Origin of the sequence: Alteromonas stellipolaris (assembly GCF_001562115.1) — a bacterium.
Classification (GTDB): Bacteria; Pseudomonadota; Gammaproteobacteria; order Enterobacterales; family Alteromonadaceae; genus Alteromonas; species Alteromonas stellipolaris.
This window is the reverse complement of sequence record NZ_CP013926.1, coordinates 594,137-612,064: the sequence shown is the minus strand read 5'-3', so window position 1 is coordinate 612,064 and position 17,928 is coordinate 594,137. Positions and strand designations below refer to the sequence as shown.

The window sequence follows — 17,928 nt, the reverse complement described above, 5'->3', positions numbered from 1 at the left end:
ATACCCATTACAGTCGAAGATGAAATATTCATCTCAATCCTGAAAATGGGAGTCTAGTATAGGCACAAACAGGTGAAAAATACCTCATTGTTTCGGTGAATAGTCATTCATCAGCGCATTTACAGGAATGTAAAATACTGTAAATACTAGCGATATTTCACGATCCTAGGTACCCGGGCGGACACTCGGGTTAACAATTCGTAATCTATGCTTCCTGCAGCACCTGCAACCTCATTAATAGGAACATTCTCACCCCACAGCTCTACCCTATCGCCAATATTGACGTTTGAAATATGGGTGACATCGATGGTGATCATGTCCATAGACACACGCCCTGCTAAGCAAGCTCGCTTGCCGTTTACCGCAACCGGCGTGCCGTTAGGACAATGTCGTGGGTAACCATCTGCATAGCCAATACCTACCGTAGCAATGCGGCTATCTTTTTGTGCAACCCAGTTTTGACCATAACCAACTGACTCCCCTTTTGGCACATCGCGAAGGGCAATAATACTAGAACGTAATGTCATGGTAGGGGCTAATGCCACGTTAGCGGTGTTGGGCTGACCGCCGTAAACCGCAATGCCTAAGCGATTCCAATCGCCACGACTTTTTGGCCATTCAATGGTGGCCGGAGAATTAGCAATACTGACAGGTAGCCCTAATTGGCTAACCACCTGACTAAACGCACTTAGCTGTTTTTGAGTAAAGTCGTTACTGGTGTCGTCTGCACAAGCTAAGTGTGTGACAAGCACAGTGTCTTTGGTAATAAGCGACGCGTATTGTTCAACAATGCTTGGCAGCGTGTTAAGGGCAAAACCAAGTCGATGCATGCCACTGTCGGCTTTTAGCCAAATAATGGGGCGACGCTCTTCGGGACACGCTAACGTCCATTCTAATTGTGCTTTATTGTGCATCACTAAAATACAGTCATGGGCTGCAGCCATAGCGCATTCTTTAGCTTGGTGTGCACCTTCTAACACTACGATAGGCGCGGTAATCCCCGCCTCTCTAAGTGCGATAGCTTCTTCAATAATCGCCACAGCAAACCGAGGGGATACATGTTGTAGAATACGTGAAACGTTAACTGCACCGTGCCCATACGCATCTGCTTTTACCACCGCCATAGAACGGCTTGTTGGGGCTAATTCTGCTAATAGTTTAAAGTTACTTAAAATAGCATCAGCGTGAATAATGGCTTGGGTTTGACGGCTCACAGTAAACGAGTAATCCTTTGTATTTGCTTAGGCACAGAGTGTATCACGAGTTGAATGAATTCGAATTCTCGGTATACAAATTTATAGACGCAACGTACGAGCTAATTTTCTATTAACTAAAGCACTGAGCTTTGCATCTTGTAGGTTTACGACTTATTGGTTTGCGCCTTGTTGGTTTTCGCCTCTTGGGTTTGCGCTATAGGTTCGCCACATTATAATGCGTTGTAAATATGTGTAGTTTGCTCTTACTCAATTGTGGAGCAACAAAGTGCTAGCTAAGAATTCAAGTATGAATGTATTTATGCGTGTTCTTATGTATGTATAGCAAATTAACTCCCTTGTCTTTCGTAAGGTATCACCATGCAGCCCACCGATTCATCACGCAGTATTCATCACCTGGCTAAAGATTTAGAACGGGTAGTGTCTGAAGGGCGAAACCCCAATACTGTAGATATTGACACCCTTTCAACAGAAGGGATGCTGGCGCGAATTAATCACGAAGACGCCAAAGTAGTACCCAGCGTGGCGACAGAAATTCCTGCCATAGCCAAAGTGGTAGACGCCGCTGCAAAAAGCATAGCAAATGGCGGGCGACTTATTTATATAGGCGCTGGAACCAGTGGCAGGCTAGGCATTTTAGATGCAGCTGAATGTAGGCCAACCTTCAGTGTGCCAGATGGTGTTGTAGTAGGCATTATTGCTGGCGGCGAACGTGCGGTTTTACATGCGGTTGAAGGTGCTGAAGATAATCGAGAAGCCGGCAAGCAAGACGTTATTGCTATTACGCTTAGTCAACACGACACGCTGGTTGGGTTGTCGGCAAGTGGGCGCACACCTTATGTTTCAGGCGCTCTTGCTTATGCGCAATCTATTGGAGCAACGACAGCGGCTATCGCCTGCAGCCCGAGCTCAGCCATATTTGAACATGCCGATGTTGTCATTTGTCTTGTGGTTGGCCCAGAGGCGCTTACCGGCTCAACAAGAATGAAGTCCGGCACAGCGCAAAAATTGGTACTTAACATGATAAGCACCGCCACCATGATCAAGCTGGGCAAAACCTTTGAAAACTTAATGGTGGATGTAAACGCGACCAACGAAAAGCTTAAGGCTCGCGCGCTTCGTATTGTGATGCAAGCCACTGAGTGCAATGAACACGACGCAGCTAACGCGCTAAAAGCGTCGAACAACAATGCAAAGCTGGCCATTTTAATGGTGTTAACCGGCGCCAGTGCCGACGACGCGGCAAAACAATTGGTGGCAAGCAATGGCTATTTGCGTCACGCTGTAAAACAACCGCTTTAAAAAGGCCACGTTCATACATGCGTATTAAGTCGCTACTTACATTCGCTTTACTACTAAGCGCTGCTATTACTCTTAGTGTGTCAGGCCATGCCCAAACAGTTACTAGGGCCAAAACCCATGATAAGGCTGAAGTTGCAGAAAGTAGGTTGCAAGTAGGTGCGGCGCAATTTAATGAATACTTGCCCTTGCTTGAAGGCAAGCGTGTTTCACTGGTAGTTAACCAAAGCTCAATTATCGAAAGCCCGATTATAAAAGGCTCGGCTGTTATTAACAGTTCGCCGGAGCCTACCCATCTAGTCGACGCACTGCTAAATCGTGATATCAATGTGGTGAGTATTATGTCGCCCGAGCATGGCTTTCGCGGCAAGGCGGGAGCGGGTGAAAAAATAGATAACGATGTTGATGTTAAAACAGGTCTGCCTATTCACTCCCTTTACGGTAAAACGAAAAAGCCGACGGCCGACATGTTAGCCAACACCGATATTCTGGTGTTCGACATTCAAGATGTAGGCGTGCGCTTTTATACATATTTAAGTACTTTGCACTACGTACTAGAGGCCGCTGCCGAGGCACACATTCCGGTAATAGTCTTAGATAGGCCCAATCCTAATGGTGCCTTTACTGATGGCCCTATTTTACAGTCGGATTATGCCTCGTTTGTAGGCATGCACGCCATTCCTGTATTGCACGGTATGACGTTAGGTGAGCTCGCGCTAATGATAGTGGGTGAACAATGGATGACGACCGATGCCATTGAAGGGAAACAGCTAGCGCAGCAGGTGAATAAACACATGCAGTCGCAGGCGCTTTTAACCGTTATTCCCGTGGCAAATTACTATAAACAAATGCCTTATTCTTTGCCTGTTGCCCCCAGCCCAAATTTACCTAATGATGCTGCTATTGCCTTATATCCCACTCTTTGCTTTTTTGAGGGCACGGACGTAAGCGTTGGAAGAGGTACTAATCTTCCTTTTCAACTTATTGGCCACCCTGTTATAGCGCTTGGCGATGAAAATATAGACGTTGTAGCTAATCAAGCCGCTCCCTCGCCTAAACACAATAACACCACCCTGAAGGCTTCGTTTATGACGGATGCTCCCATTTCAGGGTTAAATATTGATGTGCTGCTTGACGCTTATGCTCAGTTTAATGAACAAGACATTACTTTTTTCACTCGCCCAGATTTTTTCGATAAATTAGCCGGTACGGATTCGCTACGACAGGCCATTATCGCGGGGAAAACCAGCACTCAAATACAAGCTAGTTGGGCAGAAGGCTTAGCCACATTTAAACAGCTTCGCTCCCCCTATTTACTTTACCAGTTAATGGCTTCTGAATTGCCTGACGACGTAAAAAGCCGTGTTAAAACCATCAATATGAAAGTAGCAACGCACTATGAATAGCTCTAACGCGATGGGTAATGCCAAGAACAAGCAAATAATAGATAACGCAGATGATAACTTTCGTGCTTTTTTCACGGGTATCAGCGAATGGTTAGCGCCTAATAATATTATTAGCGACAAAGCTAGGTTAATAGCCCTTGCTACCGACGCCAGCTTTTACACAAAAATACCTAAGCTAGTTATTAAAGTACCTAGTATTCGTGCTATGTGCCGCATATTGGCATTGGCGAATCGCTTAAGTATAGCCCTGACATTTCGTGCAGCAGGCACCAGTTTATCTGGTCAAGCAATTACCGATTCCGTATTGGTAATGCTAACACCAGATTGGCAGCAGTTTGAGGTAATAGATAACGGCGAGGCAATATCGTTAGCACCAGGTGTAATTGGCTCGAAAGCGAATCGAATATTGGCAAGCTATGGCCGGAAAATCGGGCCAGATCCAGCTTCTATTAATGCCTGCAAGATCGGTGGTATTGCAGCGAATAATGCGTCTGGCATGTGTTGTGGGGTAAAGAACAACTCGTATCATACCTTGCGCCACATTCACGTATTGTTGCCCGACGGCAGTGAAGTTAATACCGCTGATGCAAAAAGCGTTGCAGCGTTTGAGCAAAGCCATAGTGGCTTATTAGCCTCCCTAGCTGCCCTTCGCAACACGCTATTAAAAAATTCGGCACTGACTGAAAAAGTACGTTATCAATATCGCCTTAAAAATACCATGGGCTACGGCCTTAATGCCTTACTTGATTACGAAAACCCTCTAGATATTTTTACACACTTAATGATTGGTTCAGAAGGTACATTGGGCTTCATAGCCAATATTACCTACAACACCGTACCTTTACCTCGTGCGCGAGAAACTGGACTATATTTATTTGAAGATTTTAAAGCCGCATGTGCGGTTATTCCTGCGCTTAAAGCTTGTGATGTGGATGCTGTGGAGTTAATGGATGCCAGAGCATTGCGCGCAGTAGCGCCACTGTTATATGGAATAGTGGCAAGCAAAGGCAATCATAATACTAATAACTCACATGCTGTCGCCCTACTCATTGATGTGGGCGCACCTTCACAAGCTGAGCTTGATGATACGCTAAAGACAGTACGCAACATTTTAAGCCAGCCAGCATCGGGGTTAAGCAAAGAAAATGAGCCCCCCTCTAACCAAAATCAGAAGCAAGGACAGCCTCTGCAAGATTTTACTGCAGAGCCCCGCATCATTGAAAAGCTGTGGAATATTCGAAAAGGGTTATTTCCAGCGGTAGGAGCGGTAAGACCTACTGGCACCACGGTCATTATTGAAGATGTGGCTTTTCCACTTGAAAGCTTGGCCGATGGGTTAAATGCGTTAGTCGACTTATTCGAAAAGCATGATTACCACGATGGCATTATTTTTGGTCATGCACTCGATGGCAATGTGCACTTTGTGTTTAGCCAAGGGTTCAATACCCCAGATGAAGTCAGCCGTTACCAGGCCTTTATGGCAGATATAAGTGTGCTAGTGACACAGCGCTTCGCGGGTAGTTTAAAAGCCGAGCATGGCACGGGCCGTAACATGGCACCTTTTCTTGCTGCACAGTGGGGGGATGAAGGCGTGGCGTTAATGCGCTCATTAAAAGACATTATCGACCCTAAAGGTATCTTAAACCCGGGCGTTATTTTAAATGACGATCCTCAAGCGCATATCACTCACTTAAAACCCATGCCAGCAGTGCAAGACACTGTAGATGCCTGTATTGAGTGCGGCTTTTGTGAGCCCCAGTGCCCCTCGCTTAATTATACCTTGTCGCCCCGTCAACGTATTGCACTTAAGCGGCGACAAACGTCTTTGAAAGAACCTGAAGTTATTACTGAAATTAGCGAAGCGTTTTCACATTTAGCCGTAGATAGCTGCGCAGCAACCGGGTTATGTGCAAGTGCTTGTCCGGTAGGCATTGACACTGGGCAGTGGATAAAACAAATACGTGGCCGCCGCGATAGTGGTCGCGCTACCCAATTAGTGAGTGACCTTGCAGCTAAACATACCGATAAGGCGTTATCAATTGCACGCTTTACACTAAATACCGGTCATAAAGTAAAAGGCGTAATTGGTGAGAAGGCATTCAATCGTATTACAGATACACTTCATTTACCGCAGCTTCATAATAGTATTCCTAAAGCTTCGCAGTATAAAACCTATACTTCGCAATACCATGCTAAGACCTCGCAAAATCTTAGTGAGGCAGAGTTTAATGCCATAACCCAGGCTAATGCACTAGCTTCTGACATTGATAAAGTAGCTGAAATAGACGCTGAATATCCACTTAAAGTGCCCCCTAATTCAGGGCAGCCAGGCTGCTCTGAGAATGAGCTTGAGAAAGCACGCGAGAAAGCGCTTTCCAGCTTACTTTCTCAAGCGCCATCCCAAGCGCCATCCCAAGCGGCTTCGAAGGTGGTTTACATGGTAAGTTGCCCGAGCAAAGTTTTCGGTGGTAACGCTAAAGAAAAAAGCGTTATTCAAGCTGTGATTTCTTTGTGTAATAAGGCCAATGTTGATGTGGTATTTTCCAGCGCAGATGACCATTGTTGTGGTCAACCTTGGGATAGTGAGGGTGAATCAAGCACCGCAAGCGATAAACTCACGGCGTGGAAACAAGAAGCTTATGCACTTTCAGAGCAAGGGCGCTGGCCGGTCATCATTGACAATAGCGCTTGTGCATATAACGTAACATCAAAAAGCGCTGAAGATTCACAGCCAAATAAAATAAATGCACTGGAAGTAAGCGAGTATTTACTTCGGCACATTTCACCTCGTGTAAAGGTGGGTAAAACAGATGACCCTATAATGCTACATATAGGGTGTTCAAGTACTAAGCTAGATGCGGGCGTTGCTATTAACGCTTTAGCGAACCTTTGCACTTCAAACGTTATTATTCCATCTGATATTACCTGCTGCGGGTTTGCGGGGACTAAGGGATTCACTACCCCAGGGCTGAACGAAAGTGCACTGGCACCGCTTGCCAGTCAGGTGCCTGAACATTGTTATAGAGGAGTGTCGAATAGTGCGACTTGCGCTATTGGGTTAAGCCAGCACAGTGGAGTGGTCTATTCACACATTGCGGTTCTGCTCGACGAGATCAGCCAGCCGCTTTTCTAACGTCGCTTTGTGGGTTTTCAATTGTTCTTTTTCATCACCCTCTGCGGTTTCAAGTTGCGTGCTGATAGCCGCAATTTGCTCGGCTAAACCTTCTCGATTTTTCTCATGCTGTTCAGCTTCTTCTGCTTTATCAAAAATGATTGCCTCGGGATGGTTTTCCTCTTCAACCTCGGGGGTTGCTACCTCTATTGATGAGCCAGGTTGCTGAGGAATCATTTGCAATCCTTCAGGTTGAGGTCGCTGATTCATGAAAGTGGGTGATACAATTTCAATACCTGTATTGTGCAAGGCATCAAGCACAGATTTATGTAGTCGAGAGCGCGCACTTAGCATACTTTTGACTTCTTTGAGCAAGCCTGCAACTCGGTAGCTTACCGAGAAATCACCTAAGGATATCACTTGAACGAAAGGATCTTCCAAGTCAGCGTTGGCTGCCGCAGTTAGTAAGTGCTTCTCAACCTTTGAGTGGTGGATATCGTAACCTAAGCTTAAGTCAACCGAGATAATCGCTCCTGACGCCCGGGTTACTCTTACTGGCGTGTTAACCATTAAGGTGTTCGAAAAAGCAATTAGCTCCCGGGTTTCTGTTTGAATTTCAGTATCTAGCAAGCCCATTTCAGCTACCCTTCCGCTGTAGTCTTCTACGCGAATAAAGTCGCCAACTTTAAAAGGTTTATTAACCCGCAACACCAATCCTGCCATCAGATTTCCCACCATGGTGGTAGATGAAAATGCGATGACACCCGATAGTAAAACACCAATCAACGCGATGACCTGATTACGCGTGCTTTCGTTAACAGGAAGTGCCATGGAGATGGCTACCAAACCAACAATAGTAAGTACTAACAAAGTAACCTGGCGCGGCAATTTTTGCTCACTGGTTAGGTGGGATTGTCGCGCAAGTAGCACGTAATGAAGCGCACCTAACCCCACCACCACCAGCACAATTGCTAGTACTAATGGAATAAAAGGAATGAGAAAAGCGACCACTACATCCACACTGAAACTCCGTTTTTTCTTATAACCAAGTCACAATTAACTTAGTTTTTCGCCGTATAGCACTATATTTTTATCTTTTTTTGCTTCAGCCCGCTAACAATACCGGCTGCAAATTACTTAATTTAATTTAACAGCGTCAATCACTTGTATGCGCGGCTAATTTACTGAGAGCCTTCTATCTGCTCGGCTCTATGACACTAACACTACTTTGAAGCACCCTTCCACTGAACCGGCACATAGTCATTAGGTCTGTTCAAGCCTAATAGGGTTTCTACCAAAGCATCAAAAATTGGGCTGTATATATTACTATCTACGTTGTAACTGAATGTAGCAATAGCGATATCGGTGTGTGGCTGCATTTCTTTGGCCATATTGGGCATACGAAGGGGCACTAAAACTGTGCTAAGCCCTTGTTTTTTAGCTTGCTGCAATGCCGATTTAATAAAATTATGTACATTGCCTAATGGCGCCCGTGCAGCTAGGGCTTCTTCGTTATCGAAGCCTTTCATTTCGTAAACGGCATGTTGGGGTGAGATGTCTCCCACTATTAGTAGGTCGGCCTGCTTTAATGCATATTCAAAGGTTGCTTTGTTTGGAAGCTTGGTAAGCGGCAGACATGCCATTCCTATTTTAGGCGCAATGCTAGATAAGCTTTTTTCGAGCGCTAAACATCTGAGCGCATCGGGCATTAATGCCAGCCATGTCTTCTGTGTAACGGGGAGTTTATTAGCGCCAAAAAGCGTGGTGATCGCCGCTTTAGAAAGCGCTTTCTCAATTTGAATATTTCTTGTCTTCTTCGCTTTATTATCTACGTCAGAAAGCCACCAAGAAAGCGCTTTCTCGGAGTAGCTGCTTACATTAAATTTAGCCTTAAGTAACGCTATGCGTTGCAAGGAAGTAGCAAGCTGTGTTGAGGGAATTTCGCCTTTGCTTATTCGCTCACTTACCTTACCCATTAATGCAGCAAACACTTTGATATCTTGCGGTGTTCTAATGGTGAAAGGCATCAAGGCGATGTCGGCACCCGCTTGATAAGCTCTTATCATGGCATCTTCGGGAGAGAAGTATTTAGCAATGCCCGCCATATCCAATGCATCGGTAACGACTACCCCTTTGTAACCCAATTCATTTCGCAGAACGTCATGGAGTATCTTACGGGACAAGGTTGCAGGAATTGTCATCACCCTACCCTGTTTGTCTTTTACGGTAGTGCTATCTAATGATGGGTACTGGATATGTGCACTCATCAACATACCTGGCGGGTTACCACCACTGATAATTCGGCTAAAAGGCAATAGATCACCCTTTAACGCTTGAGCTTTAGAATGTTTAACCTTGGGTAAGCCCGTGTGGCTGTCTGTTTGTGTATCTCCATGACCAGGAAAATGTTTGATAGCACTTATTACACCGCTTGATTGCAACCCATCTACAAAAGATTGACCTAGTACCGCAACATCGCTAGGCGTTCCGCCAAAACTACGTACGTTAATAACCGGGTTTTTAGGCTCGCTGTTAATATCTACCGACGGGGCGAAATTGGTATTTATACCTAAGGAACTCAAACTACTGCCAATGCCTTTCGCTACGTTTTCAGCAAAAGCAGTGCCGTGCTGATAATAGCTTGCCCCTATTGCCAAATTTCCGGGAAAAGGCGTTAGCATAGAAGATGGTAGGCGAGCAACTCTCCCCCCTTCTTGGTCTACTGCAATAAACAGCGGTGGCAACTTCGCTTTTGCCATGGCTTGCTGCAAGGCGTAGTTCAGCTCTATTAGCTGCTTGTTGGTTTTAATGTTTTCAGAAAACAAAATAACGCCACCAATATTGTGGGTGACGAGTAGGTCTTTAAGCGCATCGGGTAGCGTGGTTACCGGATTTTTGCATGCGTTAGAGCTAGTACCATCATCGCAGTAGAAACGAAAATCGAGAATGACTTTTTGCCCAACAGATTTCTTTATTTGGTCTTGTTGGCTGAGCTCATTCGCATAAGCGCTAGGTAGCATGAGCATGCATAGACTAAGCAAGAACGTGTAAGGTAAAAATTTGACGAGTAATGGAAAAAGGCGCAAACAGGATCCTAGAAGTTTTAATAAAGGTTTGAACAGTGGCATTCTTTTTAGCTATACCAGTAGCATTGCCAGCAGTTGTGCTAATAGCGTTGTTAGTAACATTTACAATTACTGTTATTTTACTTGCCGTTGACGGGGTAAGTACAACGATACGTTAAGCTTTGATACGCATAATAATTGCCATGGTATCAAAAACCAATGCATACAGAATAAATACGTGTCATTCTGTGGAATTAACCGTGTGCTCTGCGGTACGCTTATCGCTATTGCTCATGTTAATGCACATGAATTGTTATTCGTTGTGCCGTTTACTAGCAAGTCGTTCGCTTCGCATTCACGAACAAAGTCGTTTAAATTTAGTATCAACGTTTAAGCTCAGATATTCGCTTTAAAGCGAATGGCAGTATTTCACAATAATAAAGTATGGAAAGTAGTATGGATTGGGTATCAATTATCCCCCCATTGGTTGCGATCATTGTCGTATTCTGGAAAAAAGAAGTTATCTTGGCATTGCTATTAGCGGTGCTGTGCTCTGAAGCACTTATTTTGTTAACAGCAAGTCCTGCCACCAGCTTTCTTGCTCCAATAAATGCTATAGAACGCGTAGTCGATACCGCTTCCAGCCCAGGTAATACCCGAGTCATTCTATTTTCTGTATTAGTAGGCGCGCTATTAGCATTTATTCGCGACTCTGGCGGAGTAACGGCTACGGTTAACTACTTAGTTGGTAAAGGGGTAGCTAAGAATAAGAAACAAGTTGGCAGCCTTACTATGTTTACCGGTATTGCGGTATTTATAGAATCGAATTTAAGTGTGCTAACGGCAGGTATTTTTGCCCGAGGGTTATTCGACCGCTTCGGCATGAGCCGCGCCCGCTTAGCGTACATTATCGACTCCACCAGCGCACCAGTATGCATACTCATTTTACTCAATGGTTGGGGTGCATTCATATTAAGCTTGCTCGACACCTACGAACTGCCAGCTTCATCAGCCTCAATATTATGGGGCAGCGTGTTTTTTAACTTCTACGCTATTTTTACCTTGCTGATTGTGGCTTACACCATAGCTGCAGACAAAGTGCACGGCCCATTGGCAGTGGAAGAGAAAACCCTGTCGAAGACAGACATTCCCCAACAAACAGAAACGGCCACCAAAGCGCGTTACATGTTAGTGCCATTGCTTACCATGGTATTAAGCATGGTGGGCTTTATGTTTTGGACCGGCAACGGCACTTTATCTGAAGGCAGTGGCAGTAAATCTGTACTTTATGCCACGGCACTTGCCACCGCTATCGCTTATGGCCTTTTACTTTGGCACAAACGCTTCACCCATAAAGAAGCCGTGGAAATCGGCTTTAAAGGCATGGGGGAATTGCTTCCCCTCGTCACCATTGTGCTGCTGTCTCTTACCTTAGGGAATAGTTTAAAAGACTTAGGCACTGGCGTATTTGTTGCCGGTGTGGTGGGTGAATACCTACCCCTTGTTTTCATCGTACCTATGTTGTTTATTGCAGGGGCGGTGATGTCGTTTACCACAGGCACCTCGTGGGGCACATTTGCCATTCTTATTCCTATTGGCGTGCCACTAATTCAAACCCTTGGATTACCGCCTTCGTTAGTGGTTGCAGCTATTTTAGGTGGTGGTATTTTTGGCGATCACTGTTCGCCTATTTCCGATACCACTGCCGTATCGTCGTTAGCCGCTGGTTGTGACGTATTAACCCATGTAAAAACCCAGTTTCCTTACGCGCTTGTGGCAGGCGGGTTAACTTTGGTGGGTTATCTCATTGCCAGCATTATTATGATTGGCTAGTGCGAGCCACGATAGGCTAACGCTAAGTCTATTTTTCACAGTTCTAATAGTAAGTTTTATCAAAGTTTTTCAATTTTAAGGAGTTAGACGGTGTTGAAGAAAACGTTTTTTCTGTTCTCATTTGTAATTCTGACAGCGTGTAGTCAAACAGGCGTTGAAGTAACGCAAACTCAACAGCAAGCCGTCGCGATGCCCGATACCTTTAGTGCCGACGCCGCGTATGCTGTTTTAGAAGACGGCGGTAATGCGGTAGATGCTGCCATTACGGCGCAGTTTGTGTTGGCAGTAACCCTACCTGAAGCAGGTAATGTGGGCGGCGGAGGCTTTATGACCATTGCGTTTGAAGGCAGCACTGACTTTCTTGATTACCGCGAAATGGCACCGTCTGATGCACATCGAGATATGTACTTGGATGACGAGGGGGATGTGAAACCTTACGAATCACTTTTTGGCGCGAAAGCAGCAGGTATTCCAGGCACGGTTGCAGGCATGTGGGCAGCGCATCAAAAGTACGGCAGCTTACCGTGGAGCCGCCTTGTGGCGCCTGCAGTTGAACTGGCTGAAAATGGCTTTCTAGTACCTGACAAACTTGCCAGTAACATTACTCGCTATTTAGCTCGTACCCGCGAGCAAGGTTTAAACAGCAACTTTGCTAGTTACTTTGAACACGCTAAAGCCAATACCTTGTTTAAACAGCCTGAATTAGCCACTACCTTGAAAGCGATTCAACAGCATGGCCAAGATGGATTTTACCAAGGCGAAGTTGCCAAGAAAATTGTTTCCTTTATGCAAGAAAACGGTGGGCTAATTAACCACAGTGACCTTGCGGCTTATAAAGCAGTATGGCGTAAACCTCTTGAACTTAATTGGCAAGGTTACACCCTAGTAACAGCGCCGCCACCAAGCTCAGGCGGCGTAGCTGTGGCGCAGTGGATTGGCATGCTAGAAAGCTACGGCAGCAATCATACTCTGCCAGAACATAACAGCGCCGAATACCTGCATGTCATGTCTGAAATTGGTAAACGCGTATTTGCCGATAGAGCGGAATACCTCGGCGATCCTGACTTTGTTGAAGTACCGGTTGCTAAGCTTGTTGCCCCTGACTATATCAAGGCTCGCGCATCGCTTATTCAACCCAATAGTATTTCAGATACGCCAAGTGTTAAACCTGGCCTAAAAGAAAGTGAAGACACCACCCATTTTTCAATTATGGATAAATGGGGCAACGCGATTGCTAATACCACCACCATTAACCTTACTTTTGGCAGTGGCGTGGTAGTGGCTGGGGCCGGGTTCTTGCTTAACGATGAGATGGATGATTTTAGTGCTAAGCCTGGCGTACCCAATTTCTTTGGTGCTGTTGGGGGAGAAGCTAATGCTATTTCGCCCTATAAGCGCATGTTATCTTCAATGACTCCTACCCTTGTAAAACAGGGCGATGATGTGGTGTTAGCAACCGGTTCACCAGGTGGCACAACCATTATTTCGTCGGTAGCACAGTCGTTATTAAACGCATTATTGTTTGATTTTGATGCCACAAAATCTGCTAACGCTCCTCGCTTTCATCACCAATTACTACCTAAAGATACCATTCGTGTTCATCCTGGGTTTGATGAGGCAACATTGGCTGAATTAACGGACATGGGCTACACAATAGATGCCCGCCGCTTTGGTGATGTGCACTTAATTAAGCGTACAGCGCAAGGTGTAGAAGCCGCTTCAGAAGCAAGTGGGCGCGGTAAAAGCATAGTGTCTGCACGTTAAGCACTGTTAAATCATAAGAAAGGAATAGCCATGTATAAGCTATGTCGCACAGTTCATAATTGGCTGGGGCTTATACTGGCGATTCAAATTACCCTTTGGTTCGCCAGTGGTCTGGTGATGGCGTGGCTACCTATTGAAGATGTTCGCGGGGCGCACCTTCGCCATACCTTTCAAGCAAATTGGCAACACGCGACTCAATCTCCACAATCTGTTCTTGCTTCTCATAGTGCTGACGCCACATTAGCGTTAAGCCAGCGGTTGATTGTGAATGAAGATAAACCTCGTGCAATACCTGTCTATACAGTCTCTGAAGCTATATCTGGAAACGGGGCTCAGCAGAACACCACTGTTCGCTACAATGCCGTGAATGGGACCATTTTGGCACCACTAAGCGAAACACAAATTCAAAAAGCCGCTAATGTTCAATACGCGGGGACAGGCACCTTGAGTGAAATAGATTTTATTTCCACGTTACCTCAAGAAGTGCAGCAGCTTCCCTCGCCTATCTGGCAAGTGCAATTTAATGATACTGAAAACACACGGCTTTATATCGATCCAAACACTGGTAGCGTACTTCGTGTAAGAACAGACACCTGGCGGTTATTCGATTTTATGTGGATGCTGCATATCATGGATTATGAAGACCGCAGTGACTTCAATCACCCACTATTGATTGGCTTTTCCGCCGGCGCATTGCTTTTTACGCTAACTGGAATAGTGCTGTTGTGGCAGCGCTTTCGACCTAGAAAGCGCTCAGGGTTAAATCGATTTTAATCAGTCGCAAATAACTGTTCGATAGAGGCAAATGCTTTGAACTCCAGTGCATTACCGCAGTAGTCCATAAAGAACATAGTAGCTTGCTCGCCCGGCTGATCTTTAAACCGAATATAGGGCTCAATAACAAATTCAATATCTGCAGCGCTTACCTTGTCGGCTAGCGCCTGCCACTGCGGCATATCAAGCACCACGCCAAAATGCGGCACAGGCACAGCATGACTATCAACTCCATTATGGGAAGGCGGTGACGGCATCTTTTCAACACAGTGTGTCACCAACTGATGACCGAAAAAATTCCAATCAATCCACTGGCTATCACTGCGGCCTTTTTCACAGCCTAACAGTTCTCCATAAAAAGCTTCTGCATTAGCAAGATTACTAACCGGTATTGCTAAATGAAACGGCTGCGCCATATATTGAATCCTATAAGAATTTCTTCAGTAACGATAATTTGAATTTAGAAAACGGTGCATAGCGTACGGGTGCATCCAACGCGAAAGCCCGTTTCATCACTGTTTTTAAATGACTAAAGGTATCGAACCCAGCTTGGCCATGGTAGCTGCCCATACCGCTATTACCTACGCCGCCAAAGGGAAGTTCTGGGTTAGTCATAAATATCATCGTATCGTTAGTGCAAACACTGCCAGAGCTGGTTTTTTCAATAATACTATTCAGTACTTTATCACTTTCGCTAAAGGCATATAGGGCTAAAGGTTTAGGTCTGTCGTTAACGAAACCGATGGCTTCATCGATAGAGCTCACGGGCACTATGGGTAAGATAGGACCGAAAATCTCTTCTTGCATGATGGCACTGTCTTTCGCAGGGTCGAGCACCAATGTGGGCGTCATCGCGGGTCTTGCTTCATTTACATCGCCACCGTAAACCACATTAACCCCATCGAGGTAGCCTTGTAATCGATGTAAATGGCGGGTATTGATGATATTTCCATAATCATTCGACGAAAAAGGGTTTTTACCAAATTGGGATTTAAGCTCTTTTTTAATAGCGTCTATTAACTTTTGTTCAAAGCCTTTCACCACTAGCACGTAGTCGGGCGCGATACAGGTTTGCCCTGCATTCATCCATTTGCCCCATACAATTCGGCGCGCAGTAATTTTCAAGTTGGTAGTGCTATCAACAATACAGGGGCTTTTACCACCCAGTTCTAGCGTAACTGGGGTTAAATGCCGAGCGGCAGCAGACATAACAATTTTGCCAACCGCCTCGCCGCCGGTGTAGAAAATATGATCCCATTTACACGCAAGTAATGCCGACGATTCTTCCTTCCCGCCCTCAATCACCTGAACACACGAAGTATCCATATATTGAGGAATAAGTTTTGCCACAATCGTTGAGGTTTCAACAGATAATTCGGATGGTTTTAACACCGCACAGTTACCTGCCGCTAATGCCGCAATGTAAGGCGCTAGCAACAACTGAAGAGGGTAATTCCACGCGCCTATAATAAGCACTGTACCCAAAGGCTCTGGTTGCTGAAAGCTCTTACCCGGCCATGCAATAAGCGGAGTTGATACCTTACGAGACTGCATCCATTTATTTAAATGTTTAAGGGTATGTTTAATATCCGATAGCAAAAAGCCATGTTCGGCCACGTAAGCTTCACTTTCGCTTTTGCCTAAATCTTGATGGAGTGCTTGTAAGATCTCTTTTTCGTTTTCAATCAACAGTCGCTTTAGGGCATCTAATTGACTCTTACGCCATTCTAATGAGCGGGTTTTGCCAGATCTAAAACTAGTTTGAAGCGAAGCTACCGTATCGAGAAAGCAAAAACTGGGTTCTACGGCGTGAAGCGTTGGTTGATTAGACATAATACATTCCACCTGCATGTGAAGACTGTTGACCTGCTGGTTTTTAAATTCAAGATCAGGCGCAACCGAATAAGCCAATATTTATCTTATAGTAATGAGGGCAATAAACCACAACCCAATTATTTTGTTAATTAATGTTTAATTATTACCTCAATCTCAGTTTATTGCCTACACAAAAAAGCCCGGTACTTAAAATAAGTACCGGGCTTTCAAATAGCCTAACTAGACGGGGCTAGTTTACGCGTCGTATGGGTTGCGTAAAACAATCGTCTCGTTACGATCAGGGCCGGTAGAAACGATATCTACAGGAACACCGGTAAGATGCTCAAGGCGCTGAATATAATTTTTTGCAGCTTGTGGTAAACCTTCAAACGTCGTTACACCGTACGTGTTGTCGCTCCAACCTGGCATTTCTTCATACACTGGGGTCACTTTATCGTAACCGTCAGCCGCCATAGGAGGAACATCTTTCACGTTACCGTCTGCATCCTTATAACCGATACAAATTTGTAGAGACTCTAAGCCATCAAGTACATCTAATTTGGTTAAGCAAAAACCGGTAATCGAGTTAATCTGTACGGCACGTTTCATTGCTACAGCATCAAACCAACCAGTACGGCGTTTACGGCCTGTAGTTGCACCAAACTCGTGACCTTTAACGCCTAAATGATTACCCACTTCGCAATCAAGCTCAGTAGGGAAAGGGCCAGAACCTACACGTGTTGTGTACGCTTTAACAATACCCAATACATAATCTAGCTTTAACGGACCAAAACCAGCGCCGGTGGCTACGCCGCCAACTGTGGTATTAGAAGACGTAACATAAGGATACGTACCGTGATCGATATCAAGCAATGTACCTTGCGCACCTTCGAACATGATTGGCAAGCCCGCTTTATGGGCTTTATCTAGTTCGTCAGTAACATCAACCACCATCGCTTTAAGAATATCAGCAACGGCCAGGGCACCTTTTAAGGTTTCATCGAAATCGACGGCTTCTTCACCATAGTATTTAGTCAATGTGAAGTTGTGTACATCAAGTACTTCTTTGAGCTTAGCTGCAAAGTCTTCTGCATTGAATAAATCGCCTACGCGTAAACCACGGCGAGCTACTTTATCTTCGTATGCTGGACCAATACCACGACCGGTAGTACCAATCGCTTTAGCACCACGGGCTTTTTCACGCGCTACATCTAAAGCAATGTGATAAGGAAGAATAAGCGGGCATGCTTCACTGATTTTCAGTCGCTCACGTACCGGAACGCCACGCTCTTCAAGCATAGTCATTTCAGTCATTAGTGCGTCTGGGCTAAGTACTACGCCGTTACCAATAATACAGGTAACGTTGTCACGCAGGATGCCTGATGGGATTAAGTGAAGAACGGTTTTTTCACCGTCGATTACTAGAGTATGACCTGCATTGTGACCGCCTTGATAGCGAACCACATATTTTGCACGATCAGTAAGTAGGTCTACTACTTTGCCTTTACCCTCGTCACCCCATTGAGTGCCGAGTACCACAACGTTCTTTGCCATGAATCATATTGTGTAAGAAAATTAGGCGGGGATTCTATCAAAATTTTATACCCTTTATCATCTGTTTTATGCGCAAAAATGCGCCAGTTATT

General features: G+C 45.2%; 12 protein-coding genes. 6 read left to right on the top strand and 6 right to left on the bottom strand.

All coding sequences use genetic code 11. The annotated features are described in order from the left end of the window. Positions 1 to 146: 146 nt before the first annotated feature. Positions 147 to 1,214 (bottom strand): alanine racemase, encoded by a 1,068-nt coding sequence (alr, locus tag AVL57_RS02500; RefSeq protein WP_057794220.1) that lies wholly within the window; start codon positions 1,212 to 1,214, stop codon positions 147 to 149. Positions 1,215 to 1,574: 360 nt separating this feature from the next. On the opposite strand from alr, the gene murQ reads away from it, so the two are divergent. From murQ to AVL57_RS02485, 3 genes are read left to right on the top strand one after another with little or no spacing between them, the layout of a single operon-like run. Continuing rightward, complete coding sequence (gene murQ / locus AVL57_RS02495; protein ID WP_057794222.1) at positions 1,575 to 2,516, top strand: N-acetylmuramic acid 6-phosphate etherase; 942 nt, start codon at positions 1,575 to 1,577, stop codon at positions 2,514 to 2,516. Positions 2,517 to 2,533: 17 nt separating this feature from the next. Beyond that, the gene (locus tag AVL57_RS02490; RefSeq protein WP_057794224.1) at positions 2,534 to 3,919 is read left to right on the top strand and encodes an exo-beta-N-acetylmuramidase NamZ family protein; all 1,386 of its coding nucleotides are present in this window, start codon (positions 2,534 to 2,536) and stop codon (positions 3,917 to 3,919) included. Further along, the gene (locus AVL57_RS02485) at positions 3,912 to 7,052 is read left to right on the top strand and encodes an FAD-binding and (Fe-S)-binding domain-containing protein (RefSeq protein WP_057794227.1); all 3,141 of its coding nucleotides are present in this window, start codon (positions 3,912 to 3,914) and stop codon (positions 7,050 to 7,052) included. Before AVL57_RS02490 ends, AVL57_RS02485 begins: the two co-directional genes overlap by 8 nt. Here the strand turns inward: AVL57_RS02485 and AVL57_RS02480 are convergent. Further along, positions 7,005 to 8,051, bottom strand: a complete 1,047-nt coding sequence (locus tag AVL57_RS02480; protein ID WP_057794229.1) for a mechanosensitive ion channel domain-containing protein — start codon at positions 8,049 to 8,051, stop codon at positions 7,005 to 7,007. The genes AVL57_RS02485 and AVL57_RS02480 overlap by 48 nt on opposite strands. A 203-nt stretch (positions 8,052 to 8,254) precedes the next feature. Next, positions 8,255 to 10,117 carry a glycoside hydrolase family 3 N-terminal domain-containing protein gene (locus AVL57_RS02475; RefSeq protein ID WP_057796396.1) on the bottom strand — a complete coding sequence of 621 codons (1,863 nt, stop codon included), beginning with the start codon at positions 10,115 to 10,117 and terminating at the stop codon, positions 8,255 to 8,257. A 435-nt stretch (positions 10,118 to 10,552) separates the two neighbouring features. Here AVL57_RS02475 and AVL57_RS02470 point away from each other — a divergent pair, with 435 nt between their 5' ends. The 3 genes from AVL57_RS02470 to AVL57_RS02460 all read left to right on the top strand — a co-directional run bounded on the left by AVL57_RS02470 (position 10,553) and on the right by AVL57_RS02460 (position 14,467). Then, on the top strand, positions 10,553 to 11,929 hold the full coding sequence (locus tag AVL57_RS02470) for a Na+/H+ antiporter NhaC family protein (protein ID WP_057794231.1): 1,377 nt from the start codon (positions 10,553 to 10,555) through the stop codon (positions 11,927 to 11,929). 126 nt (positions 11,930 to 12,055) lie between these two features. Beyond that, complete coding sequence (gene ggt / locus AVL57_RS02465) at positions 12,056 to 13,693, top strand: gamma-glutamyltransferase (RefSeq protein ID WP_231751187.1); 1,638 nt, start codon at positions 12,056 to 12,058, stop codon at positions 13,691 to 13,693. A gap of 30 nt (positions 13,694 to 13,723) precedes the next feature. Next, a complete protein-coding gene (locus AVL57_RS02460) occupies positions 13,724 to 14,467 on the top strand; it encodes a PepSY domain-containing protein (protein WP_057794235.1) in 744 nt (247 codons plus the stop codon). Here AVL57_RS02460 and AVL57_RS02455 read toward each other — a convergent pair. The 3 genes from AVL57_RS02455 to AVL57_RS02445 all read right to left on the bottom strand — a co-directional run bounded on the left by AVL57_RS02455 (position 14,464) and on the right by AVL57_RS02445 (position 17,836). Beyond that, positions 14,464 to 14,883: a VOC family protein gene (locus AVL57_RS02455; protein ID WP_057794237.1), complete on the bottom strand. Its 420-nt coding sequence runs from the start codon at positions 14,881 to 14,883 to the stop codon at positions 14,464 to 14,466. The genes AVL57_RS02460 and AVL57_RS02455 overlap by 4 nt on opposite strands. A 10-nt stretch (positions 14,884 to 14,893) precedes the next feature. Beyond that, on the bottom strand, positions 14,894 to 16,300 hold the full coding sequence (locus tag AVL57_RS02450; protein ID WP_057796398.1) for an aldehyde dehydrogenase family protein: 1,407 nt from the start codon (positions 16,298 to 16,300) through the stop codon (positions 14,894 to 14,896). Between the two features lie 237 nt (positions 16,301 to 16,537). Beyond that, positions 16,538 to 17,836: an adenylosuccinate synthase gene (locus AVL57_RS02445; protein WP_057794239.1), complete on the bottom strand. Its 1,299-nt coding sequence runs from the start codon at positions 17,834 to 17,836 to the stop codon at positions 16,538 to 16,540. Positions 17,837 to 17,928: the final 92 nt, after the last annotated feature.